This window comes from Chitinophaga lutea (genome assembly GCF_003813775.1).
Classification (GTDB): domain Bacteria; phylum Bacteroidota; class Bacteroidia; order Chitinophagales; family Chitinophagaceae; genus Chitinophaga; species Chitinophaga lutea.
Genome location: NZ_RPDH01000003.1, coordinates 89,929 through 107,665, shown reverse-complemented (window position 1 = coordinate 107,665; position 17,737 = coordinate 89,929). Strand labels below are relative to the sequence as shown.

At 56.4% G+C, this 17,737-nt stretch carries 14 protein-coding genes; 6 read left to right on the top strand and 8 right to left on the bottom strand.

Features of this window, described 5'->3' with window-relative positions; translation table 11 throughout:
* Positions 1-67: 67 nt before the first annotated feature.
* From EGT74_RS23525 to EGT74_RS23505, 5 genes are all read right to left on the bottom strand, one after another.
* Positions 68-1,123 (bottom strand): FecR family protein, encoded by a 1,056-nt coding sequence (locus EGT74_RS23525; protein ID WP_123849069.1) that lies wholly within the window; start codon positions 1,121-1,123, stop codon positions 68-70.
* 332 nt (positions 1,124-1,455) lie between these two features.
* Complete coding sequence (locus EGT74_RS23520) at positions 1,456-2,091, bottom strand: RNA polymerase sigma-70 factor (RefSeq protein WP_123849068.1); 636 nt, start codon at positions 2,089-2,091, stop codon at positions 1,456-1,458.
* A 236-nt stretch (positions 2,092-2,327) separates the two neighbouring features.
* Entirely contained in the window at positions 2,328-2,783 is a 456-nt protein-coding gene (locus EGT74_RS23515; protein WP_123849067.1) for an RDD family protein, read from the bottom strand.
* A 108-nt stretch (positions 2,784-2,891) separates the two neighbouring features.
* Positions 2,892-4,445: a glycoside hydrolase family 28 protein gene (locus tag EGT74_RS23510; protein WP_123849066.1), complete on the bottom strand. Its 1,554-nt coding sequence runs from the start codon at positions 4,443-4,445 to the stop codon at positions 2,892-2,894.
* 231 nt (positions 4,446-4,676) lie between these two features.
* On the bottom strand, positions 4,677-5,570 hold the full coding sequence (locus tag EGT74_RS23505; protein WP_158618279.1) for a nuclear transport factor 2 family protein: 894 nt from the start codon (positions 5,568-5,570) through the stop codon (positions 4,677-4,679).
* Between the two features lie 85 nt (positions 5,571-5,655).
* Here EGT74_RS23505 and EGT74_RS23500 point away from each other — a divergent pair, with 85 nt between their 5' ends.
* The 6 genes from EGT74_RS23500 to EGT74_RS23475 all read left to right on the top strand — a co-directional run bounded on the left by EGT74_RS23500 (position 5,656) and on the right by EGT74_RS23475 (position 14,289).
* Complete coding sequence (locus EGT74_RS23500; protein WP_123849064.1) at positions 5,656-6,249, top strand: RNA polymerase sigma factor; 594 nt, start codon at positions 5,656-5,658, stop codon at positions 6,247-6,249.
* Between the two features lie 143 nt (positions 6,250-6,392).
* Positions 6,393-7,364: a FecR family protein gene (locus tag EGT74_RS23495; RefSeq protein WP_123849063.1), complete on the top strand. Its 972-nt coding sequence runs from the start codon at positions 6,393-6,395 to the stop codon at positions 7,362-7,364.
* Positions 7,365-7,615: 251 nt separating this feature from the next.
* Positions 7,616-10,999, top strand: coding sequence for a SusC/RagA family TonB-linked outer membrane protein (locus EGT74_RS23490; protein WP_158618278.1), 3,384 nt, complete (start codon positions 7,616-7,618; stop codon positions 10,997-10,999).
* A gap of 21 nt (positions 11,000-11,020) precedes the next feature.
* Complete coding sequence (locus tag EGT74_RS23485) at positions 11,021-12,403, top strand: RagB/SusD family nutrient uptake outer membrane protein (protein WP_123849061.1); 1,383 nt, start codon at positions 11,021-11,023, stop codon at positions 12,401-12,403.
* Positions 12,390-13,448, top strand: coding sequence for a TlpA disulfide reductase family protein (locus EGT74_RS23480; RefSeq protein WP_123849060.1), 1,059 nt, complete (start codon positions 12,390-12,392; stop codon positions 13,446-13,448). Before EGT74_RS23485 ends, EGT74_RS23480 begins: the two co-directional genes overlap by 14 nt.
* Positions 13,449-13,530: 82 nt before the next feature.
* Complete coding sequence (locus EGT74_RS23475) at positions 13,531-14,289, top strand: hypothetical protein (RefSeq protein WP_123849059.1); 759 nt, start codon at positions 13,531-13,533, stop codon at positions 14,287-14,289.
* A gap of 113 nt (positions 14,290-14,402) precedes the next feature.
* Here EGT74_RS23475 and EGT74_RS23470 read toward each other — a convergent pair whose 3' ends face one another.
* From EGT74_RS23470 to EGT74_RS23460, 3 genes are all read right to left on the bottom strand, one after another.
* Positions 14,403-15,242: a sugar phosphate isomerase/epimerase family protein gene (locus EGT74_RS23470; RefSeq protein ID WP_123849058.1), complete on the bottom strand. Its 840-nt coding sequence runs from the start codon at positions 15,240-15,242 to the stop codon at positions 14,403-14,405.
* Positions 15,243-15,312: 70 nt separating this feature from the next.
* Positions 15,313-16,197, bottom strand: coding sequence for a LamG-like jellyroll fold domain-containing protein (locus EGT74_RS23465; RefSeq protein WP_123849057.1), 885 nt, complete (start codon positions 16,195-16,197; stop codon positions 15,313-15,315).
* 18 nt (positions 16,198-16,215) lie between these two features.
* Positions 16,216-17,727: a RagB/SusD family nutrient uptake outer membrane protein gene (locus EGT74_RS23460; RefSeq protein WP_123849056.1), complete on the bottom strand. Its 1,512-nt coding sequence runs from the start codon at positions 17,725-17,727 to the stop codon at positions 16,216-16,218.
* Positions 17,728-17,737 lie beyond the last annotated feature (10 nt).

The following is a 17,737-nucleotide window of genomic DNA, read 5'->3' as shown; positions in this document are numbered from 1 at the left end:
GAATGCTGCAACATTTCCCGTTTTTTGTTGCTGTTTACTTCAAGCGTTATCTGATTTTGGTGACTGCTTAATAAATCACGATAGCATCGTCTGCCTGCCTGTAATGAAATTTTTCCGTGAGCTGCAGCGCTTCCAGCGCCTGCATCACCGATTCGTTCCTGAACATCCCGGAAAAGCGCAAATGTCCGATGGCCGCATTCTCGAAGCGGATAGTGACATTGTACCAGCGTTCCATACGGGTGGCCAGGCTGGTGAATGATTCGTCGTGGAATATGAGTTTGTTATCTATCCAGGCTGTTTCGATGATCGCGCTGTCTTCTTTTGAAAAATACGTGGCTTTGCTGATGATGGGCTGGCCGGCGGCGGGCTCGGGCAGGGAATCTTTGCCGTTAGGCACTACCAGTTTTTCCGCCGGTTTCAGGCGGATCCGTTTATCCGCCTGATTTTTCAGCTGTACTTCCACCACCCCGCTGATGAGGGTGGCTTCGCTCACATGGTCGCCGGGATAAGCTTTGACGTTAAAGCTGGTGCCCAGCACGTTAATATGCATGGTTTCCGTATGTACGATAAATGGTTTCGAAGCGTCGGGCGCTACGTCGAAAAAGGCTTCTCCTTTCAGGTGAACTTCACGGGTGCCGCCTTTGAAGCGCAGGGGGTATTTCAGTTCGCTGTCCGCGTTCAGCCACACCGAGGTGCCGTCTGCCAGTTTGATATGGGAGCGGGTGCCGCGGATATTGTATTCCGCGCGGATGCCGTCTTCCTTACCCGGGAGCACACCGGCCCTGTCGAGCAGGTAATAGGTGCCCACCAAAAAAAATATCGCCGCGGCCATGCGCGCCAGCAGCATGTACCAACGGGTGGCGGGAGGCGATGGCCGCTCCGGCCAGAGTTGCGGATCCGTTGCCTGCATCTGCGCCGTGAGCCGTTCGAATGCTGCCTGCGTGCCGTTGCGGTCGTTCTGCTCCCTGTTATGGTCCCAGTAGGCCTGCAACAGCTCGTTTTCCTTGCGCAGTTCCGGGTGGGCACGGATGAGCGCATCCAGCTCCCGCTGTTCTTCCGGGTTTATTTCACCGGAGAGCATCCTCGACGCCAGCCATAAATACCTTTCTTTGTCCGTTTCCATAAGCGCAGCAATTTGCCTGCTGCTATATAAGACACATAAAAAAGCGGGGTTACGTATCGGGTTGAAAAAAAAGTTTTTGGGGGGTAGCGTTTCCTGGGAAAACAGACGCTTCGAAGGGAATTTACTTAACCAGCGGGCCGCGATCGGGAAGCATGACCCAATGCAGGAACACCGGTCTAAGTCATCATCCTGACCGTCCGTCAGCACAAGACCGCGTGTAAGCCACAGGAATAGCTATCCCGGAAAGAAGATTCGCGGAACGGTCTGCAAGCGGATAACAACAACCGGGAAAAGCGGGATAAACGGACAGACCCTTGATACGATGAATAACTTTAGCCCTGCGCGGAGAGCAGCAACGTCAATACCAGCGCCGCGTCCACTCCCCCGGCCGGTGCCGATTTGCGGCGGGCCGTCAGGTAAGGTTGTAATTCTGCGTGCAGTGTTTTGACCGCATTGAACAACTGGGTTTCTACGGTGCGGTGGGAAAGATTCATGATTTCGGCCACCTCTTTGGGTTTGAACCCTTCTTCGCGAATGAGTCGGAATATTTTGCGGCGGCGCGGCGGCAGCATTTCCACGGCGGCGTCGAGGCGGGCGAGAAGCTCCTTCCACTCCGAAGCTTTGTACGGATCGTGGCTGGATACGATATTCAGCTGGCCCGCTTCTTCCGTGGCCACTACCCTGTACCCGGAAAACTTGCGGAGATAGTTCAGCGACTGGTTGCGAACGGCCGTGAACAGGTATTTTTCGATATGCAGTACATCCTGGTAAGTATCCCGGCCGGCCCACAGCTTCATAAAAATGTCCGATACGATTTCTTCGGCCGATTCGTGGCTGTTGACATATTCCTCCGCAAACCGCACCAGCCGCTGGTAGCAGCCATGAAACAACTCTTCAAACGCCCGCTGATCGTTCTCCTGCCATACTTTTTGCCATAAAGTGTTCACGCTGGTTTTACCGGATCTCATACGAGGAATGTTTTTTCATGAACGCGTTCTCTGTAGACATAGCACCAGAGGGAAATTGGTTGATAAATCGAATCGTGGAATTGCGGCACACCGGTTCGCACCCCGGCAGCCGGCCAGAGAACCAAAGTAATGTTTAAAAATTAATTATGCAAGCAGGGGTGTGTTAAATGTAAGCCGGCTTATCTCATTTTCGTTGCTGCTCCATTCCGGCCATTGCGCATGCCGGGGCCGCTGTCTTATTTTTTTGCCACCACCGTTCTGGTGAATTTATCATGCCAAAGCGACCCGCCCAGCGCACTCAGGGGCTCAAAGGGAATTGCCCGGCAAAGGCCGCGCAGCAAGGCTTCTTTAAAGGTGATGCCGGTACCGTCTTCTTTTAACGCAACCGTTCCCGTCACCAGCTTTCCCAATGACCGTCCGCTGGTGAGGCCCTCCAGCATGGCGCAATAACCGCAGAAATAGAACCAGGCGGTCCAGCCGGTAGGCAGCAGCACTACAAGCCACAAATAAGGATATGGCATCACAAAGGGTTGCCCGCTATACCAAAAATAAGCCAGTACAAACAGGGCGTGCAGCACGCAGAAACCGGCGAAGTCGATCAGGTAATTGGCAAACCTTGCCCCCATGGAGGCGTATTGATAATCGGTTTCCGGTTCGAATCCATCCAGAACGTCGATGGGATTTTCATTCATACGGTATAGTTATGTCGGAAAGATAATGGAAAAACGCGAGCCTTGGCCCCAAACAGAAAAAAGGAACGCCGTTCGCAGCGTTCCTTTTTCCTTATCAGACTTGCAGGCCTATTTTTTCACGTATGCCTGTACGGCGCCGGGCGCCTTGTTCTTTTGCAGCTTCACATCTTTGCTCTCCGCGCCTTCCGCCTGCACGAACGATTGGAATTTACCGTCCGCCTTCACGCCGCTGATCACCGCTTTGCTCACATTCTCCAGCCTGATCACCGCTTCCGCGCCGTCGGTGGCGGGAATGTTCCAGTTGCTGAGGGAAACGTTCCGCCCGTCTTCGCACACAAACGCAGGGCGTAGGTCGTTGGCCGCGAGTTTGAACGTAATGTTGCGCAGTTGCAGGTTTTTCACATGCCGCGCCCAGATGCCGTATGCCGGCACCAGCGGGCCGAAGGTTTTTACCTCAGGGTATTTGTCGATCGCCTCCGGCACCACCTGCCGCGCATGCGTGGCATCGCCGCCGCCGGCCAGGTCGATCTCTATGTTTTCGAGGGTGAGGCCGGTGATGTAATGCCCCGGTACGCCGGTGATCAATATTCCGCTGGGAGGTTTCAGCTGCGCATTGGCGGAAGCCTGCGCCTTCACATTGCGCACCGTCACGTTTTCCATCGTACCGGTTGGTTGCTGTGTGTCTTTCCCTTTCCGGAATACGCTCAGGCGGGAGCCGAGGCGGAACAGCATGGGCGTTTTTACATTCACCATCGTGATGTTGGAGATGTCCACGTTGCGGAGATGCGCCCCGTCCACCGTCAGCAGTTTGATGCCGCCGTTGTTCGTATCGTAGATGTAACAGTCGGAGATTTTGATGTTTTCAAACGGCGCCATCGATTCGGTGCCCATTTTGATCGCGCCGTGCCCGCTTTTCAGGCGCATACCGGTCACCACGATATTTTTGCAGGCCATCTTGCTGGAAGTGGTTTTAAAACAGAGCGCGTCGTCACCGCTTTCGATGTCGCAGTTTTTGATGCGCACTTCCTGGCAACCGTCGATGTCGATGCCGTCGTTATGGGCTACACCGTGGCTGATGATTTTTACATTTTCGATGTCGACGTTTTTACACTGGAAGTAATGCGACGTCCAGGCGGATGCAAACTTCAAGGTGATGCCGTTCACCTTAACGCCCTCGCAGCGCACGATGCGCACGAGGAAGGGGCGGCGGCCCCAGCGCAGCGATTCGGAGCGCGTGTCCGTCAGAATGTGGGCGGCCTTCAGTTTGGAGCCCTGTCCGTCGATCTCCCCCCTGCCTTCGATGCCGATGTTTTTGGCGTCTACCGCTACCAGCAGGGCCCAGCCCACGTCGATGCCGAGGCCGTCTGTAAACGGATCCAGGTTTTTATAATCATTCACGTCGGTACTGCCCAGCAGTACGGAGCCTTTCTCGAAGTGAAGCGTCACATTATCTTTCATCGCAACGGTGCCGGAGAGGAAAGTGCCTTTCGGAAAAATCACCTTCCCGCCGCCGCTGCCGTGGCAGGCGTCTATCGCTTTTTGAATGGATGCGGTGTTGAGCGTTTGGCCGTCGCCTACCGCGCCGTGCGCCGTAATGTTCACATCGGCCGCCGCAACGCGCAGCGACAAAGCCGTGAGCATGCAAAGGAAAAATCGTTTCATCGTGTAGTCTGTTTGGTTGAATGCCTGCTTGTATCGCCAAAGGTGGAAGATGCCGCTAAAAGACGCCGCGGGCGCCCTTCCGCGAAGCAATACGCTGCTTTCATAACGTGTAAAATCATCCGCGCAACCTGTCAATTACAATCGGTTGCAGAAAATTAGGTTTTCACGATTGAATAATCAAAAGCAGAACGGCAAATGGATAAAATACATGCACTCTTTGATACGATGCCGTTAATGGAGGCTGACCACACGGGTGATTTTCCATTCGTTGTCAGCGTGCCGCCAGAGAACGATGAACTTGGACGGCCGGGATACGCCGGGCTCGGCAATGTTGCGGAACGAGTGGTAACCGATTTCCACCGCGCCGTACCCTGCGATGGGGTATACTTCGATGCTGCCTTTCACCAGTTCCCGCGTTACTTTACCGCATATGTTTTTGCGGATGGAGGCGAGGTTTTCCGTTTTGGAAGTGGACAGGCCGCCCCGGTCGTGGTAAAACTCGAGTGTATCGGACATCATCGACGCCATTTTTTCGATGTTGCAGTTGTTGTAGGTATCGAAATAGATGCTGTCGAGGCGGACGATGGTGGCATGCAACTCAGCGGATGGAGGGGTATACGGCTCAGGCTGGTAGCGTACTTCCGCGGGGAAGCTGTTCTTGACCATGTAATCCGTTTCGCGGGCGAGTTTCCACTCCGGCCCTTCCTTGCGCCAGGTACGGAAGAATTTGGACTCCTCCACCTGCCGTTCCGGCTGACCGGGAGGCGTCACGAAAAAACGCTGCACGCCGGTTTGGGTGGCTTCCCGCTCACTGACGGGGAATGTCTGCAAACTTTGCTGAACCACCTCCCGCCGCATCTTCACCGGTTTACTTTCACACGTTTTTTTGATGAACGCCAACAGGTCGGCGTACGGTTGGGCGGTAGAGGGATTCCCGTACCCGTTGTCGTGGTACATCACAAAATCTTTCGTGAAAATGTTGTCCAGCGCCTGCAGATTGCAGCTGCCCATGGCGATGGCGAAAAGCAGGCTGTCTTTCCGGGCCAGTTCGTTATGAAGAGGTGTTGTTTGGGCCATTGCACCGTTCGCCAGCAGCAAAGCCAGGATAAAAGTCTTGATACGCATAGTTGTCATGTTTAACATAGTAGTGTGTAATACTTACTACAAGGTAATAACAACTCTCTTTGCTGCCAAGTTATTTCTTTAAAAAATGTATTTTTATCGGTTAGGCAACATGGGGGCAACAGGCGCAAATACAGACACGGATGCAGTATTGCTGCATAGACTGAGAGAAGGCAGCAGGGATGCCTTCAACGCCCTCTATGACCGTTACTGGCAAACCGTGTATGCGGCCGCCTTCAAACGTCTGGGCAGCACCGACCAGGCTAAAGACATTACCCAGGATTTCTTTTTACAGTTATGGCTGAAGCGGCAGGACCTGCACATTCTCCACCTGCCGGCCTATATCCACACCGCGGTGCGCAACCGTGTTTTAAATGTACTGGAGGCGGAAAAGAAGTTTCTGCCTTTCGCCGGTCTGCTGCTGGAGGAATTGCCCGGCACGGAGGGCAGCGACGCGTTGGCGAGGCGCAACGAACTGCTGCAGGCGTATCACCGGCTGGTGGATGCCCTGCCGCCTGCACGCCAGGCGATTTTCCGGATGAAGTTCGACGAGGGCGCCAGCTCCGACGAGATCGCGCGGCAGCTGAACATTTCCCGCAAAACGGTGCAGAACCAGCTGGGGAAGGCATTAGCCAGGTTGCGGGCTTCACTGGCGCAGGTGTTCTGCTGGATGTTTGTCTGAAAAGAATGATCAGCGATCGCTCCGATAACCGGACATGACAATGATACCCCACCCCGACCGGTCAACAGGAAGGCCGGCCCACGCTCCTGAAAATATTTTTTCCCACACGATGGGGCTTTTTCTTTCCCGGCTGTCTTATCAGTATGGACACCGCCTATTTTCTGGAAATTCTCCAAAAATACCGGGAGGGCACCGCCTCCCCGGAAGAAGAACAATTCCTGCTTGCCAGCTACGAAGCATTCGAATCGCAGCCCGACATCGTGGCGCTGCTGACGGATGCGGAAAGGGAACGCCTCAAAAGCACCATGCATGCCGGCATCATGGAACAGATCGCGCGCCACGAAGGCGTACCGGCCAGACCGCGACGCGCCTGGCTGAAAGCAGCGGCAGCGGCGGCCGTGCTGGCAGGCGGCGTGGCTACCATATTGCTCTGGCCCGGCAAGGAACCTGCGGCGCCGGCAATTACCGCCAACCAGCAAAACATCCAGCCGGAACATGAGAATAATTTCATCGCCCTGCCCGACGGCAGCAGCGTGCTGGTGAGCGCGGGCAGCCGTTTACAATACCCGGCCAGTTTCGAGGGCGGCAAACGCGAGGTATACCTCGAAGGGAAAGCCCTCTTCACCGTGCAGCAGCAGTCTTCCCGGCCATTCATCGTGCATACCGGCGCGCTGCAAACCACGGTACTGGGCACCACCTTTGAAATCAACGCACCGGCCACGGGCGATATCACGGTGACCGTACTGAACGGCCGCGTACAGGTGGCCAGCGAAACAACAACGCTCGGCGTACTGTCTGCCAACGAACAGATGATCTACAACACGGCCAGCCGCGCCCACCAGCAGCTGCAACTGGCCACCCCGCCGCAGCCCGCCTGGCAGCAGCAGGACCTGCTGTTCGACGACGTGACGCTGCGCCAGGCCGCCGGCCTCCTCGAGGAACGATTTGACGTACACATTTCCATACCAGACGAAACACTGCAACAGCAACGGTTTACCACCACCTTCGCCAGGGAGGAAAGCCTGGAACAGGTGCTCAAAAGCATCTGCGATTTTAATCACGCAGCATACAAAAAAGACAAGGAGAACAACACGATTATCATTTACAGGCCGTAGTACCGCGGCACAGCCAGAATCACAACATGCAACGAACCAGCCAACCGCCGTAAAACAAAAAACCTCTGCGGAAGCAGAGGCTGCCGCCTTTTTCAACGGGAATTGAGAAAGGCCGGCTTCAGTTTCAAAAGCCCGCGCGAACGGGTACTTTCTTCACTTGCAATCACTAAATTATGATTTTTTCCGCACACGTGGCGGGGAGCGGGCGCGCTTTCCCTTCGCATGGCCTCACACTTTTCGTTTATCGATGTATGCGTATTTCGTTCCTTGCATTTTTCCTGGTCGTATTATCCGTACAGCTGCTGCCCGCCGCCTCTGCGAGCGCACAGCGGCTGCGCGACCAGGTGGTGCAGCTACCGCTGAAAGATGAGTCGCTGCTGGGCGCTTTCAAAAAAATCGAAAGCCAGACGGGATTCCGCTTCATGTACCGTAAATCGGACGTGCGCCACATCCTGCACCTCAACATGCCGGCCGGCCAACAATACCTGGCCGACGTGCTGGAGCACCTGCTCGCGCCCAATGCCCTCACCTTCCGGCAGGTCGATAACCGCATTCTCATAGAGCCCGCCGCCACGATCAAACCGGCGGCCGCTGCGGCCGACAGCACAACTTCCGTTACCGGCCGCGTAACCGGCGACGACGGCAACCCCGTGATCGGGGCCACCGTGATCGTAAAAGGCACCCGCAAAGGCGCCATCACCAATGAAGACGGGCAGTTCACCATCCGTGAAGTTCGGGAAAAAGCGGTGCTCGTGGTCACTTCCCTGGGGTACCGGCAAATGGAATTTCCCGTGAACGACCGCGCCTACCTCTCCCTGCAACTGCCCCTGCAAAGTGGCGGCGCGCGGTTGAATGAAGTGGTGGTGGTAGGGTACGGCACACAGCAGAAACGCGAGATTTCCGGTTCCATCGGTAAAGTGGGCGCACTCAAACCGGAAGAAAACATCGTGAGCAATTCCATCTCCGCCCTGCAGGGCCGCGTGGCGGGCCTGCAGATCACCAATACCAGCGCAGAGCCGGGCCGCATGCCCCACTTTTCCATCCGCGGCGTACAAACCACCCAAAGCAATTACACCGGCAGCGGCAACAACCCGCTGATCGTGGTAGACGGGCTGGTGATCGACGCGGGGCCGGAAGGGGAAAACGCCAACTTCAGCATGTTCAACCTCAACCCGCAGGACATTGCCTCCATCGAAGTACTGAAAGACGCCGCCTCCGCCGCCATCTACGGCGCGCGCGGCGCACAGGGCGTGATCATGATCACCACCAAAAAAGGCACCTTCGGCGCCAAACCGGTAGTCACCATCAACAGTTACGCCGGCACCACCCGCTCCCACTTCGACTACCGCCCCCTCAACACCGCGGAATACGGCGCGCTCTTCACCGAAGCACGGCGGAACCGGATGGGCGACATCGACCGCCTCATCAGCGCAGGCGGCCTTCCTCCCGCCGAAGAAGCACAGCTCAACGACGAAAAAGAACTGCTGGCGCTGCAGATCGATCAGCTCGATTTAGGCGCCTCCGACATTAACTGGTTGAAACGCGTGGTGCCCCGCAACGCGGCCACCCACAACATCCAGGCGAGCGTGAGCGGCGGCAGCAACCAGACGAGCTATTATCTTTCTTTCGGGAAATTCAGCGAAGAATCCGCCGTAGGCCTCGGACGCCTCGACCGGTACACCGGCAAGCTCGCCCTCACCCAGAAAGTGAACCGCTGGCTGAAAGCGGGCGCGGATATCAGCGTATCGAAGGTGAAGCGCGACGGTATTTTCGAAGCCATGGGCGCCGCCATCAAAGCGCGGCCGGACACGCCGGACTCCCTCAAAAAAACAGGCGCCGGTGCATGGGACTATTCATACGGTTACCAGGAACATCCCCTGGGCGCGCTGCATACATACCATAAAAACCTCAGGGAAACCTGGAACTATACCGGCAACTTTTTCGCGGAAGCCACCTTCAGCAAAAACTTCTCCCTGCGCTCTATGATCGCTGGCTCGCGGAGTGAAGACGAGCAGGAGTATTTTATGTCGCCTTTCAGCTACCAGGGTCAGGCCACCAGCGGCAACTACACCAGCGAAGGCAACAAGGGCCTGCGTTACACGCTCAACAACGTGCTCAGCTACCGCTTCAATTATGCGAAGCTGCATGCGGACGTGCTGCTGGGCCAGGAGTTCACCGGTAACCAGTACCGCACCGCGGCCTACAATTACCAGGGCTTCCCGCTGATCGAAGCGTTATGGCAGCCGGGCAATGCTGCCGTTGCGACGAACTTCTATGCGTCCGGTAACCGCTTTTACGAAGAATATTCGGAATCCTACTTCCTGCGTTCGAACATGAACTGGGAGGGCAAATACCTGTTGAGCTTCAGCCTCCGCCGCGACGGCACCAGCAAACTCTCCAACAACCGCTACGCCTGGTTCCCCGCCGTTTCCGGCGGCTGGATCATTTCAGACGAAGCGTTCCTGAAAGGCAACCCGCTGCTGAGCTACCTGAAAGTAAGGACCAGCTACGGCATCACCGGCAACATCCGCCCCATCGGCCTGTACGACACCCGCGACCTGGCGAACAGCGTGCTGTATCTCAACGAACCGGCGCTGCGCCTGCATACCATGCTCGGCAATCCCGATCTGAAATGGGAGCGCACGCGGCAGCACGACATCGGCCTCGAAACCCGTTTCTTCAACAACCGCCTCAGTATCACCGCCGAGTACTACGTGAAAAAAACAGACGGCCTGCTCACCAGCCGCCAGATACCTTTTTCCAGCGGCGGGTTCGTGTCGCAGCGCGTGAACGTGGGCGCCATGACCAACCGCGGCGTGGACCTCGCGGTATCGCTCGCCAGCCGGCCGGGTAATTTCCACTGGGAAGTCAGCGCGGTGGCCAACATCAACCGCAATAAAGTGACAGAGCTGCGCGACAGCATCATGGGCTACGGCATTTATTTCGCCGGCGGCCCGCAGGGATATGTGCAGATCGGGCAGCCACTGGGTTTGCTGCAATTGTATAATTCCCTCGGCGTGGACCCGCAAACCGGCGACCTGGTGTATGAAGACCGCGACAAAAACGGCATCATCAACCAGAAAGACATGGTGTATGTGCCCGTAGCGCAGCCCAAAGCCAGCGGCGGCTTCACCATCGACCTCGGCTGGAAAAACTTCAGCCTCAACACCCAGCTGGCCTTTACGCTCGGCAACAAGATCTACAACTTCAGTGAACAGGTGTACCGCAACTACGATTACGACATCTACACCGGGGTGGTAAACAACAAACCCACCTGGGTGCTCGACCGCTGGCAGAAACCCGGCGACCGCAGTTATTATCCGCGGGCTGTGGTAGGGCCGCACGGCGCCGGTCAGACCACCGACTGGAACGTTCAGCCTTCCACCCACTACCTGTTCAGCGGCTCCTATCTGCGCTGCCGCAACATCACCTTTGCATACAACCTGCCATCGGCGCTCATCGGCAAAGCCGGCATGCAACAGGTGCGCCTCTACGCCGCCGCGCAGAACGTATTTACGGTAAAAGACAAACGCCTGCTGGCCAACGACCCGGAGCAGATGATCGAAACGGGCATGCAGCAGGATGTGGCGCCGTTGCCCCGCACATTTTCCGCCGGCATCGACCTGCGTTTCTGATTCACTTAAAAACAACGACACATGTTACGTAACTATAAAAACATTTTACTGATCGCAGGTTTCGCAGGTTTGTCCGCCTGCGGGAAGTACCTCGACCGGCCGGCGCCCGACCAGGCTGTCGGCAAAGGTCAACTGACGGACGCGGACATTCCCCTGTTGCTGAAAGGCGCTTATTACAGCATGCCGGGCACGTGGCCGCCGCAGTCGTACCCGATGACGGATATTTACAGCGATGACGTGATTTCCATCCAGGGGGGCAATCCCACCCAGTTCAACCCGCAGGCTTACGAATCCTGCAATCCTTCGCCCACCGACGGTTTCGGTATCGGGCGCGGTTATTCCGCCGCGTACGCCGCCATCGGCAATTCGAATTTTATCATTGCGCTGATCGGCAACCGCACCACGCCCCCGCTGCAACAACCACTGGGCGAGGCATTGACCATCAGGGCCAACGCATATCTCACCCTTGCAGACGTTCATGGCGGCGTGGTGCTGACCACTACCCTGGAAACCGACATCAACCAGATACGCAAACCCAAAAGCACCGAACAGGAAGTGATGGACGCGGCGGAAAAAGATCTGCAGACCGCCATTCCCCTGCTGCAGAATTTCAGCAACGCAAAGACGGTATCCAAACAGGCGGCGCAGCTGCTGCTGGCGAGGTTGTACCTGCAGCGCGGCAAATACCCGCAGGCGAAAGAACTGGCGGAAGCGGTGATCGGTTCCGGCACCCGCAGCCTTTCCACGGCCGGTTTCTCCGGCATTTTCCGGTACAACAGCGCCGAAAAGGAAATGATCTGGACCATGGCAGAAGGCCCGCTGCAAAACGCGTACGACCGGTATGGGCTGTATACCTTCTATAGTCCGGGCGCACCGTTCAGGGGCACCGGCACCGGCCTCACCTGGCTCGATGAAACCCTCGTGAATTCATATGAAGCGGCCGATGTGCGCCGCAAGATCATCCGCAAACAGCGGAACAACGCCACCGGGCAGGAAGTGAACTACCTGCTCAAGTATTCGGGCGATACGCTGCAGCCCAGTTCCGCGGCATATGCCGTGTATCCTTTGCTGCGCGTCAGCGAGGCGTACCTCATTGCCGCGGAAGCCGCCGCCAGGCAAGGCTCCGTTGACGTCACCCATTACAACACGCTGCGCGCCGCCAGGAACGCGAGCACCAAAACCGCCGGCGATTTCGCAGGCGCCGCCGCCTTTCTTGTCGAAATAGAAAACGAGCGCCGCCGTGAATTCGTGGGCGAAGGCCGCCGCTGGCAGGATATGAAACGCTTCGGTAAGGCGCTGCCGTTCCTCGTCTCGAAAGGACAGAATAAAACGCGGCTGTATTTCCCGTTCACGACGACGGAGCTTTTGCGTAACAACAAACTCGTGCAGAATGAAGGGTATTAGCATCGTTACGCTGCTGTGCTGGAGCATGGCGGCACAGGCGCAAAGTTTCACCGTGCAGGGAAAGATAGACGGGCTGCAGGATGCGGTCATCTACCTGTACCATGATAAAACACATGATTCCACCGCCCTCCGGAACGGCGCCTTTACTTTCAAGGGCAGTGTGCCGCATCCGCAGGAAGCATTTCTTTTTACGAAGGACCATGGCTTCAGCATCATGTTATACCTTGAAAATACGGCGATGACGGTGAAGGGTCGGGCCGATGCGCCGGAGAAGGTGGCCATCGCAGGTGGCGCGGCACAGCGCGAATACGCGCAATTCCTGCAAACGGTCAAACCCGTGACGGACAGGATGGACCCGCTGTATGCGCTGCTGCAAAAAGACCGTTCGAAAAAAGACAGCGTGCTGGAGATCACCGGCCGCATGATCGAAGAAGAATACAACCCGCTGTGCGAACAATTCATACAGCAACACCCCGCCAGTTATGTGAGCCTCTATAAGCTGAAAGACCTGCTCCGCAGTAAGCCCCTCGCCGACATGGAGCAGGCTTTTGCACGCCTTGCCCCACAGGTGAGGGCGTCCGCCGCGGGGAAACTGCTGCAGGAGGAATTCGATATCATGCACAAAACCGAGCCCGGCCAACCGGCGATGGATTTTACCATGAACACCCCGGCGGGCAAACCGCTGCGCCTCGCATCCTTCAAAGGCAGTTATGTACTGCTGGATTTCTGGGCAAGCTGGTGCAAACCCTGCCGCGAGGAAAACCCGGCGCTCAAAAAGGCCTACGACCGTTTTAAAGACCGCAACTTCCGGATACTGGGCGTGTCGCTCGACCGTGATTCGACAGCCTGGGTGAAAGCCATCGCCACCGACGGGCTGCCCTGGGAACATGTGTCCGATCTCGGGCTGTGGGACAATAACGCGGCGAAACGCTACAACATCAAAAGCATTCCGTCGAACTTCCTGATAGGGCCCGACGGTGTGATCATTGCCAAAGACCTGAACGGGCAGCAGCTCGAAGAAAAGCTGTCCAAACTGCTTCAATAAACGGAGACATATGCTTGCCAGGCCGGGTGGATTTTTCCGCCCGGCTTTTTGTTTATATTTGGCCGGCCTATACAACAATGCCATGCAAAAACCGCTCATGTATCTCGTCGTTGCCGTTTGTTTAGTCATTTCCCTGTACATGGCTAAAAAACGGATCGACCGCAGAACGGCCGCACTTACCGCCAATGCGCCCACGGAAGGAAAAAGCCGGACGGACGTAGTCCGGCGCATCAAGGAAGGGGAAGCATTCGTGCTGAAGCTGGATGAGCTGGGTTATTTCAAATACACGGACTCACAACATCTCAGCGCCCTGCAAAACTACATGGCAAAAAACTCCGATCCCGCCACCGGGTTCCCAGGCTGTTTTACTGACGGCGACAGTACTTCTTATTCCGTCAGTTTCCGTTGCTTCGGTGCGGACAATGAAGATTTGTTCGAGGAAGGCGGTTTTACCGGTCTGCTGCGCGATATGCAACCTGTGTTCGATAAAATGGGCGTTGCCATGAAAGTGACCGCGCACCGGGAAGTATGGGACGATAAAAACCACTGGCTCAACCACAGCATTTCCCTGAACGGCAGGCCCTACACGATTTTCAAAAACTTTAAAGGATATGGTTGGGGGGAGGCGATGGCAAAGTTCACACAGATCGTCAATACCGAACTGGAGATACAGGGCTCCGACGAGCGGCTGTATCCCTGGCGGGCCGCCAACGACGGACTGGTGGCGCTGCTGACGGAACAACAGCTCCAATACATCCACAGCAAATTCCCCGGCAAACACGACAGACCTTTACCGCTGCGGGAATGGTGCGACCTGTACCAGGTCACTATCCCGGAATAAAAGAGGCTGTATCAAAAGTTTGATACAGCCTCTTTTTATTCAGACACCTGATGGAGACATGTAATCATTCAGGCGACTCCCGGCACCTTCTTTTCTGACACATCCCTTTTTTATCAGCTGACGGTCTTGATCACACCCCGGAAGAAACCCGCAGATTCTGCGATGCCCGGTAAAGGATCAGCCATGTCTTTTTCATATTCTATACTGGAAATACCGCTGTATTTCGCTTTGCGCAGCGCCTTGACGAGCGCCGCGAAATCGATCACCCCGCGGCCTATTTCCGTGGCCTTACCGGCGTTGGAGCCAGCCGTCACATCTTTGATATGGAGGTCGAAAATGCGCTCTTTATAGGCCAGTATCGCCTTGGCGGGGTCTTCCCCCGCCCGCTGGGCGTGCCCGATGTCGAGGCAGATACCCATGCGTGCATCGCGGTTTTTGATGAGGTCGTACACATTTTTCGGGCCGGGATAGAGTTTGTCTTCCGGGCCGTGATTGTGAATGGCCAGTTTGATATTGTATTGTTTGATCTTCGCTTCGGTGTAGTCCAGCAGCTCCGGGTTGGGCACGCCCACGATCAGCGGCACGCCTACCCTTTTGGCGTATTCGAAGGCTTCATCCACCGCCTTTTCGGACTTCATGTAAATCACCCCCACGCCGTATACGTGGATGCCGGCGGCGGCAAACTGCGCCAGTACGCCCTGGATCTTTTCCGGTGTGCTGTTCAGGGGAAGATGGATATCCTTGATGGAAATGTTCCTGATATCCACCCGCTTCATCATGGCGATGGCCTTTTCCAGGTCGAACTTGGCAAAGGTGTAGCCGGCCATCCCGATGGGCAGGTCTTTCCCGTCCGGGCGCGCTACGGCGGTACCGGCGGCTGCCGCCAGCGGAGCGGCCGTTACGGCTGCTATTCCCATGGCGGTTTGCAGTATAAAGTTTCTTCTCGACGACATGTATTACTTCATTATTTACACTAATGATAGTAAAAGATGCTGAAAACCGCAACTTCTTTATGCAAACGGTTTACTTCTTCTCCAGCCCGAGCTTATAGAGGGCCTTGATGTGTGCGTCGGTGAGGCAGGCGTTGTAGATGCGCACCTCGTCTATATTGCCCGTCATGGGTGCGAAACTCACGTCCGCATTCACCGTTTTGCCGGGGATGGTATTGTAATTCCCGCCGATGATCACCTCGTTGGGCTCATGCGATTTGAAGAAGTTGGCGCCGCGGTTCTGGAAAGCAGGCACCCCTACCCGCACCCCGTCGGCCCAGATCTGGATGTTGTTGTTCACCCCGTCGTACGTCACCACGATGTGCGTCCATTTCGTCATCCCGATCTTCGGCGACAGGAAAGGAAAACTCCCGTTGGCGGTGTTCAGGTTGTCCTGCATCCCGTTGTTGGCTGCGGTAAAGGTGGGGTGAATGGTGAGCTTTTCCAGTTCGGTGGCGGGATACCTGTTGGTTTCCAATACCACGTTGATGTTGCCGTTAAAGATGCCGGGCCGCGCAAGCTGCACGAGCATTGTTTTCTTGGAGCCATTGTTCAGGATCTGCACCCACTGGCTCACGGTAAAACTTTTCAGCGCATCGGTTTTGAATGCCGGGAACTGCGTGGCGTAATACACATAACCGGCGTTGAGGCTGAGCGCCTTGCCCAATACCCCGCCGTCTACATACGCGTCGCCTGCAGACGCAGTGGGCGCCGTACCGGAGATCTTTTCATTCTTCGATCCGTCGAAGGGCCAGTACGCCACGAGGGCGGCGGCGTACACCTCGTCGGAGCTGGAATAACCGTCTATTTTACCGGCATAGTTCCCGGGCGACACGTCCGGCAGGTTATGCGGGTTACCGTCTTTTTTGCAGGCGGTGATGGCGGCGGCCAGGCTGATGTATATCAAAAGTCGTTTCATGCTGTTTGTTTTAAGGGATCAATAACCGAAGTTCTGGGTGAGCACGCCTTTACTCAGGTCCAGCTGCGTTTGCGGAATGGGCAGCAGTTCGTGTTTGCCGGTCACGAAGTTTTTACCGGCGGCCTGCAACACGGGCCCTGCAATGCCCCAGCGCACCAGGTCGAAGAAACGTTCATGCTCCATAGCCAGCTCTACCCGGCGTTCGCGGCGGATGATCTCGCGCAGCTGGTCTTTATCGGTCACCGTGATCTGCGGGAGAATGGTAGTGCTGGCGCCTCGTGCCCTTTTGCGCACGAGCTCCAGTTTCGCGAGCGCTTCGGCGGTGTTGCCGGTTTCGTTGGCGGCTTCGGCGTACATGAGCACCACGTCCGCATACCGCAGCAGGCGCACGTTCATCCAGTAGCTGAAATTGTCGAGGATGTTGTTACGCATGGTAGGACTGCTGTGCGCTTTATGATTGTACCGCGGATTGGGCAATCCTGCGGGTACCGCTTCACCGTATACCGACACGCCGCCGGCGTACAGGATGGTACGGTCTTTCCGCGGATCGCCTGCTTCGTAGGCCGCTTCCAGCGCGGTGCTGGGCACGTTGAAACCCCAGCCGAGGTTCCAGATGCCGGTGCCTCTTACACCCTGCACGCTTGCGTACTGCGAGCCGTTCTTGCGTTTTTCGTTGAGGGTGGCCACGGCCTGTACTTCAAATATGGATTCGCGGCTGTTCTCGCCGTCTTCCCCGAATATTTTCGCGTACGGGGTAGACAAATCATACACGTTGGAACCGATCACCTGGTTGGCCGCGGCCATGGCCAGCGCCCACTTCTGCTGGGTGATGTACACTTTCGCCAGCAGTCCGTTGGCGGCGCCCTGGCCGGCACGGCCGACAAAACGGGCGTCCCAGGTCAGCGGCAGGTTGGCGGCGGCAAACTGGAGATCTTTTTCGATCAGCGCATAAATCGCCGCGGGCTGGCTTTGCGGCACGTTCGCCTGCGCGGCGGGATCGGTCAGCACGGAATCGATCAGCGGCACCCGGCCAAACAAACGCACCAGCATGAAATAACCATACGCACGGAAAAACTTCGCTTCCGCTTCAGCCTGCACTTTGGCTTCCTGCGAGGTGGACGGGCTCGGATCGGATTTGATCTGCGCCAGCACGATGTTGCTTTTGTTGACCAGGTTGAAATGCCCCAGCCACAATGAATTGCACATGCTGTTAGACGCGGTGATGGTGAAGTTGTCCATCTGTATGCTGTTCGCATCGTCGGCAGGGGTACTGCCCTTGTCGGCATCATCGCTGCGGATGCTCACGGCGCCCACAAAAGGCATCACGCTTACATCGAAGCTGCGCATCACGTCGTAACAGGCGAACAGGTACTGGTCGTACGGGCCGGAACCCGCGGGGTGCGGATAGGTATCTTCGGTGTACTCACCCTGCGGGTAACGGTCGAGGAAATTCCTTCCACAGCCGGCAGACAGCAGGGAGGCTGCGGCTGCGCAGATCAGGAAGGCGGTATATTTTCTGTATGCTTTCATCGTATCAGCA

Coding starts and splice junctions, on each gene's coding strand:
- EGT74_RS23525 (WP_123849069.1), bottom strand. CDS start 1,123: ATGGAAACGGACAAAGAAAGGTATTTATGGCTGGCGTCGAGGATGCTC.
- EGT74_RS23520 (WP_123849068.1), bottom strand. CDS start 2,091: ATGAGATCCGGTAAAACCAGCGTGAACACTTTATGGCAAAAAGTATGG.
- EGT74_RS23515 (WP_123849067.1), bottom strand. CDS start 2,783: ATGAATGAAAATCCCATCGACGTTCTGGATGGATTCGAACCGGAAACC.
- EGT74_RS23510 (WP_123849066.1), bottom strand. CDS start 4,445: ATGAAACGATTTTTCCTTTGCATGCTCACGGCTTTGTCGCTGCGCGTT.
- EGT74_RS23505 (WP_158618279.1), bottom strand. CDS start 5,570: ATGCGTATCAAGACTTTTATCCTGGCTTTGCTGCTGGCGAACGGTGCA.
- EGT74_RS23500 (WP_123849064.1), top strand. CDS start 5,656: ATGTATTTTTATCGGTTAGGCAACATGGGGGCAACAGGCGCAAATACA.
- EGT74_RS23495 (WP_123849063.1), top strand. CDS start 6,393: ATGGACACCGCCTATTTTCTGGAAATTCTCCAAAAATACCGGGAGGGC.
- EGT74_RS23490 (WP_158618278.1), top strand. CDS start 7,616: ATGCGTATTTCGTTCCTTGCATTTTTCCTGGTCGTATTATCCGTACAG.
- EGT74_RS23485 (WP_123849061.1), top strand. CDS start 11,021: ATGTTACGTAACTATAAAAACATTTTACTGATCGCAGGTTTCGCAGGT.
- EGT74_RS23480 (WP_123849060.1), top strand. CDS start 12,390: ATGAAGGGTATTAGCATCGTTACGCTGCTGTGCTGGAGCATGGCGGCA.
- EGT74_RS23475 (WP_123849059.1), top strand. CDS start 13,531: ATGCAAAAACCGCTCATGTATCTCGTCGTTGCCGTTTGTTTAGTCATT.
- EGT74_RS23470 (WP_123849058.1), bottom strand. CDS start 15,242: ATGTCGTCGAGAAGAAACTTTATACTGCAAACCGCCATGGGAATAGCA.
- EGT74_RS23465 (WP_123849057.1), bottom strand. CDS start 16,197: ATGAAACGACTTTTGATATACATCAGCCTGGCCGCCGCCATCACCGCC.
- EGT74_RS23460 (WP_123849056.1), bottom strand. CDS start 17,727: ATGAAAGCATACAGAAAATATACCGCCTTCCTGATCTGCGCAGCCGCA.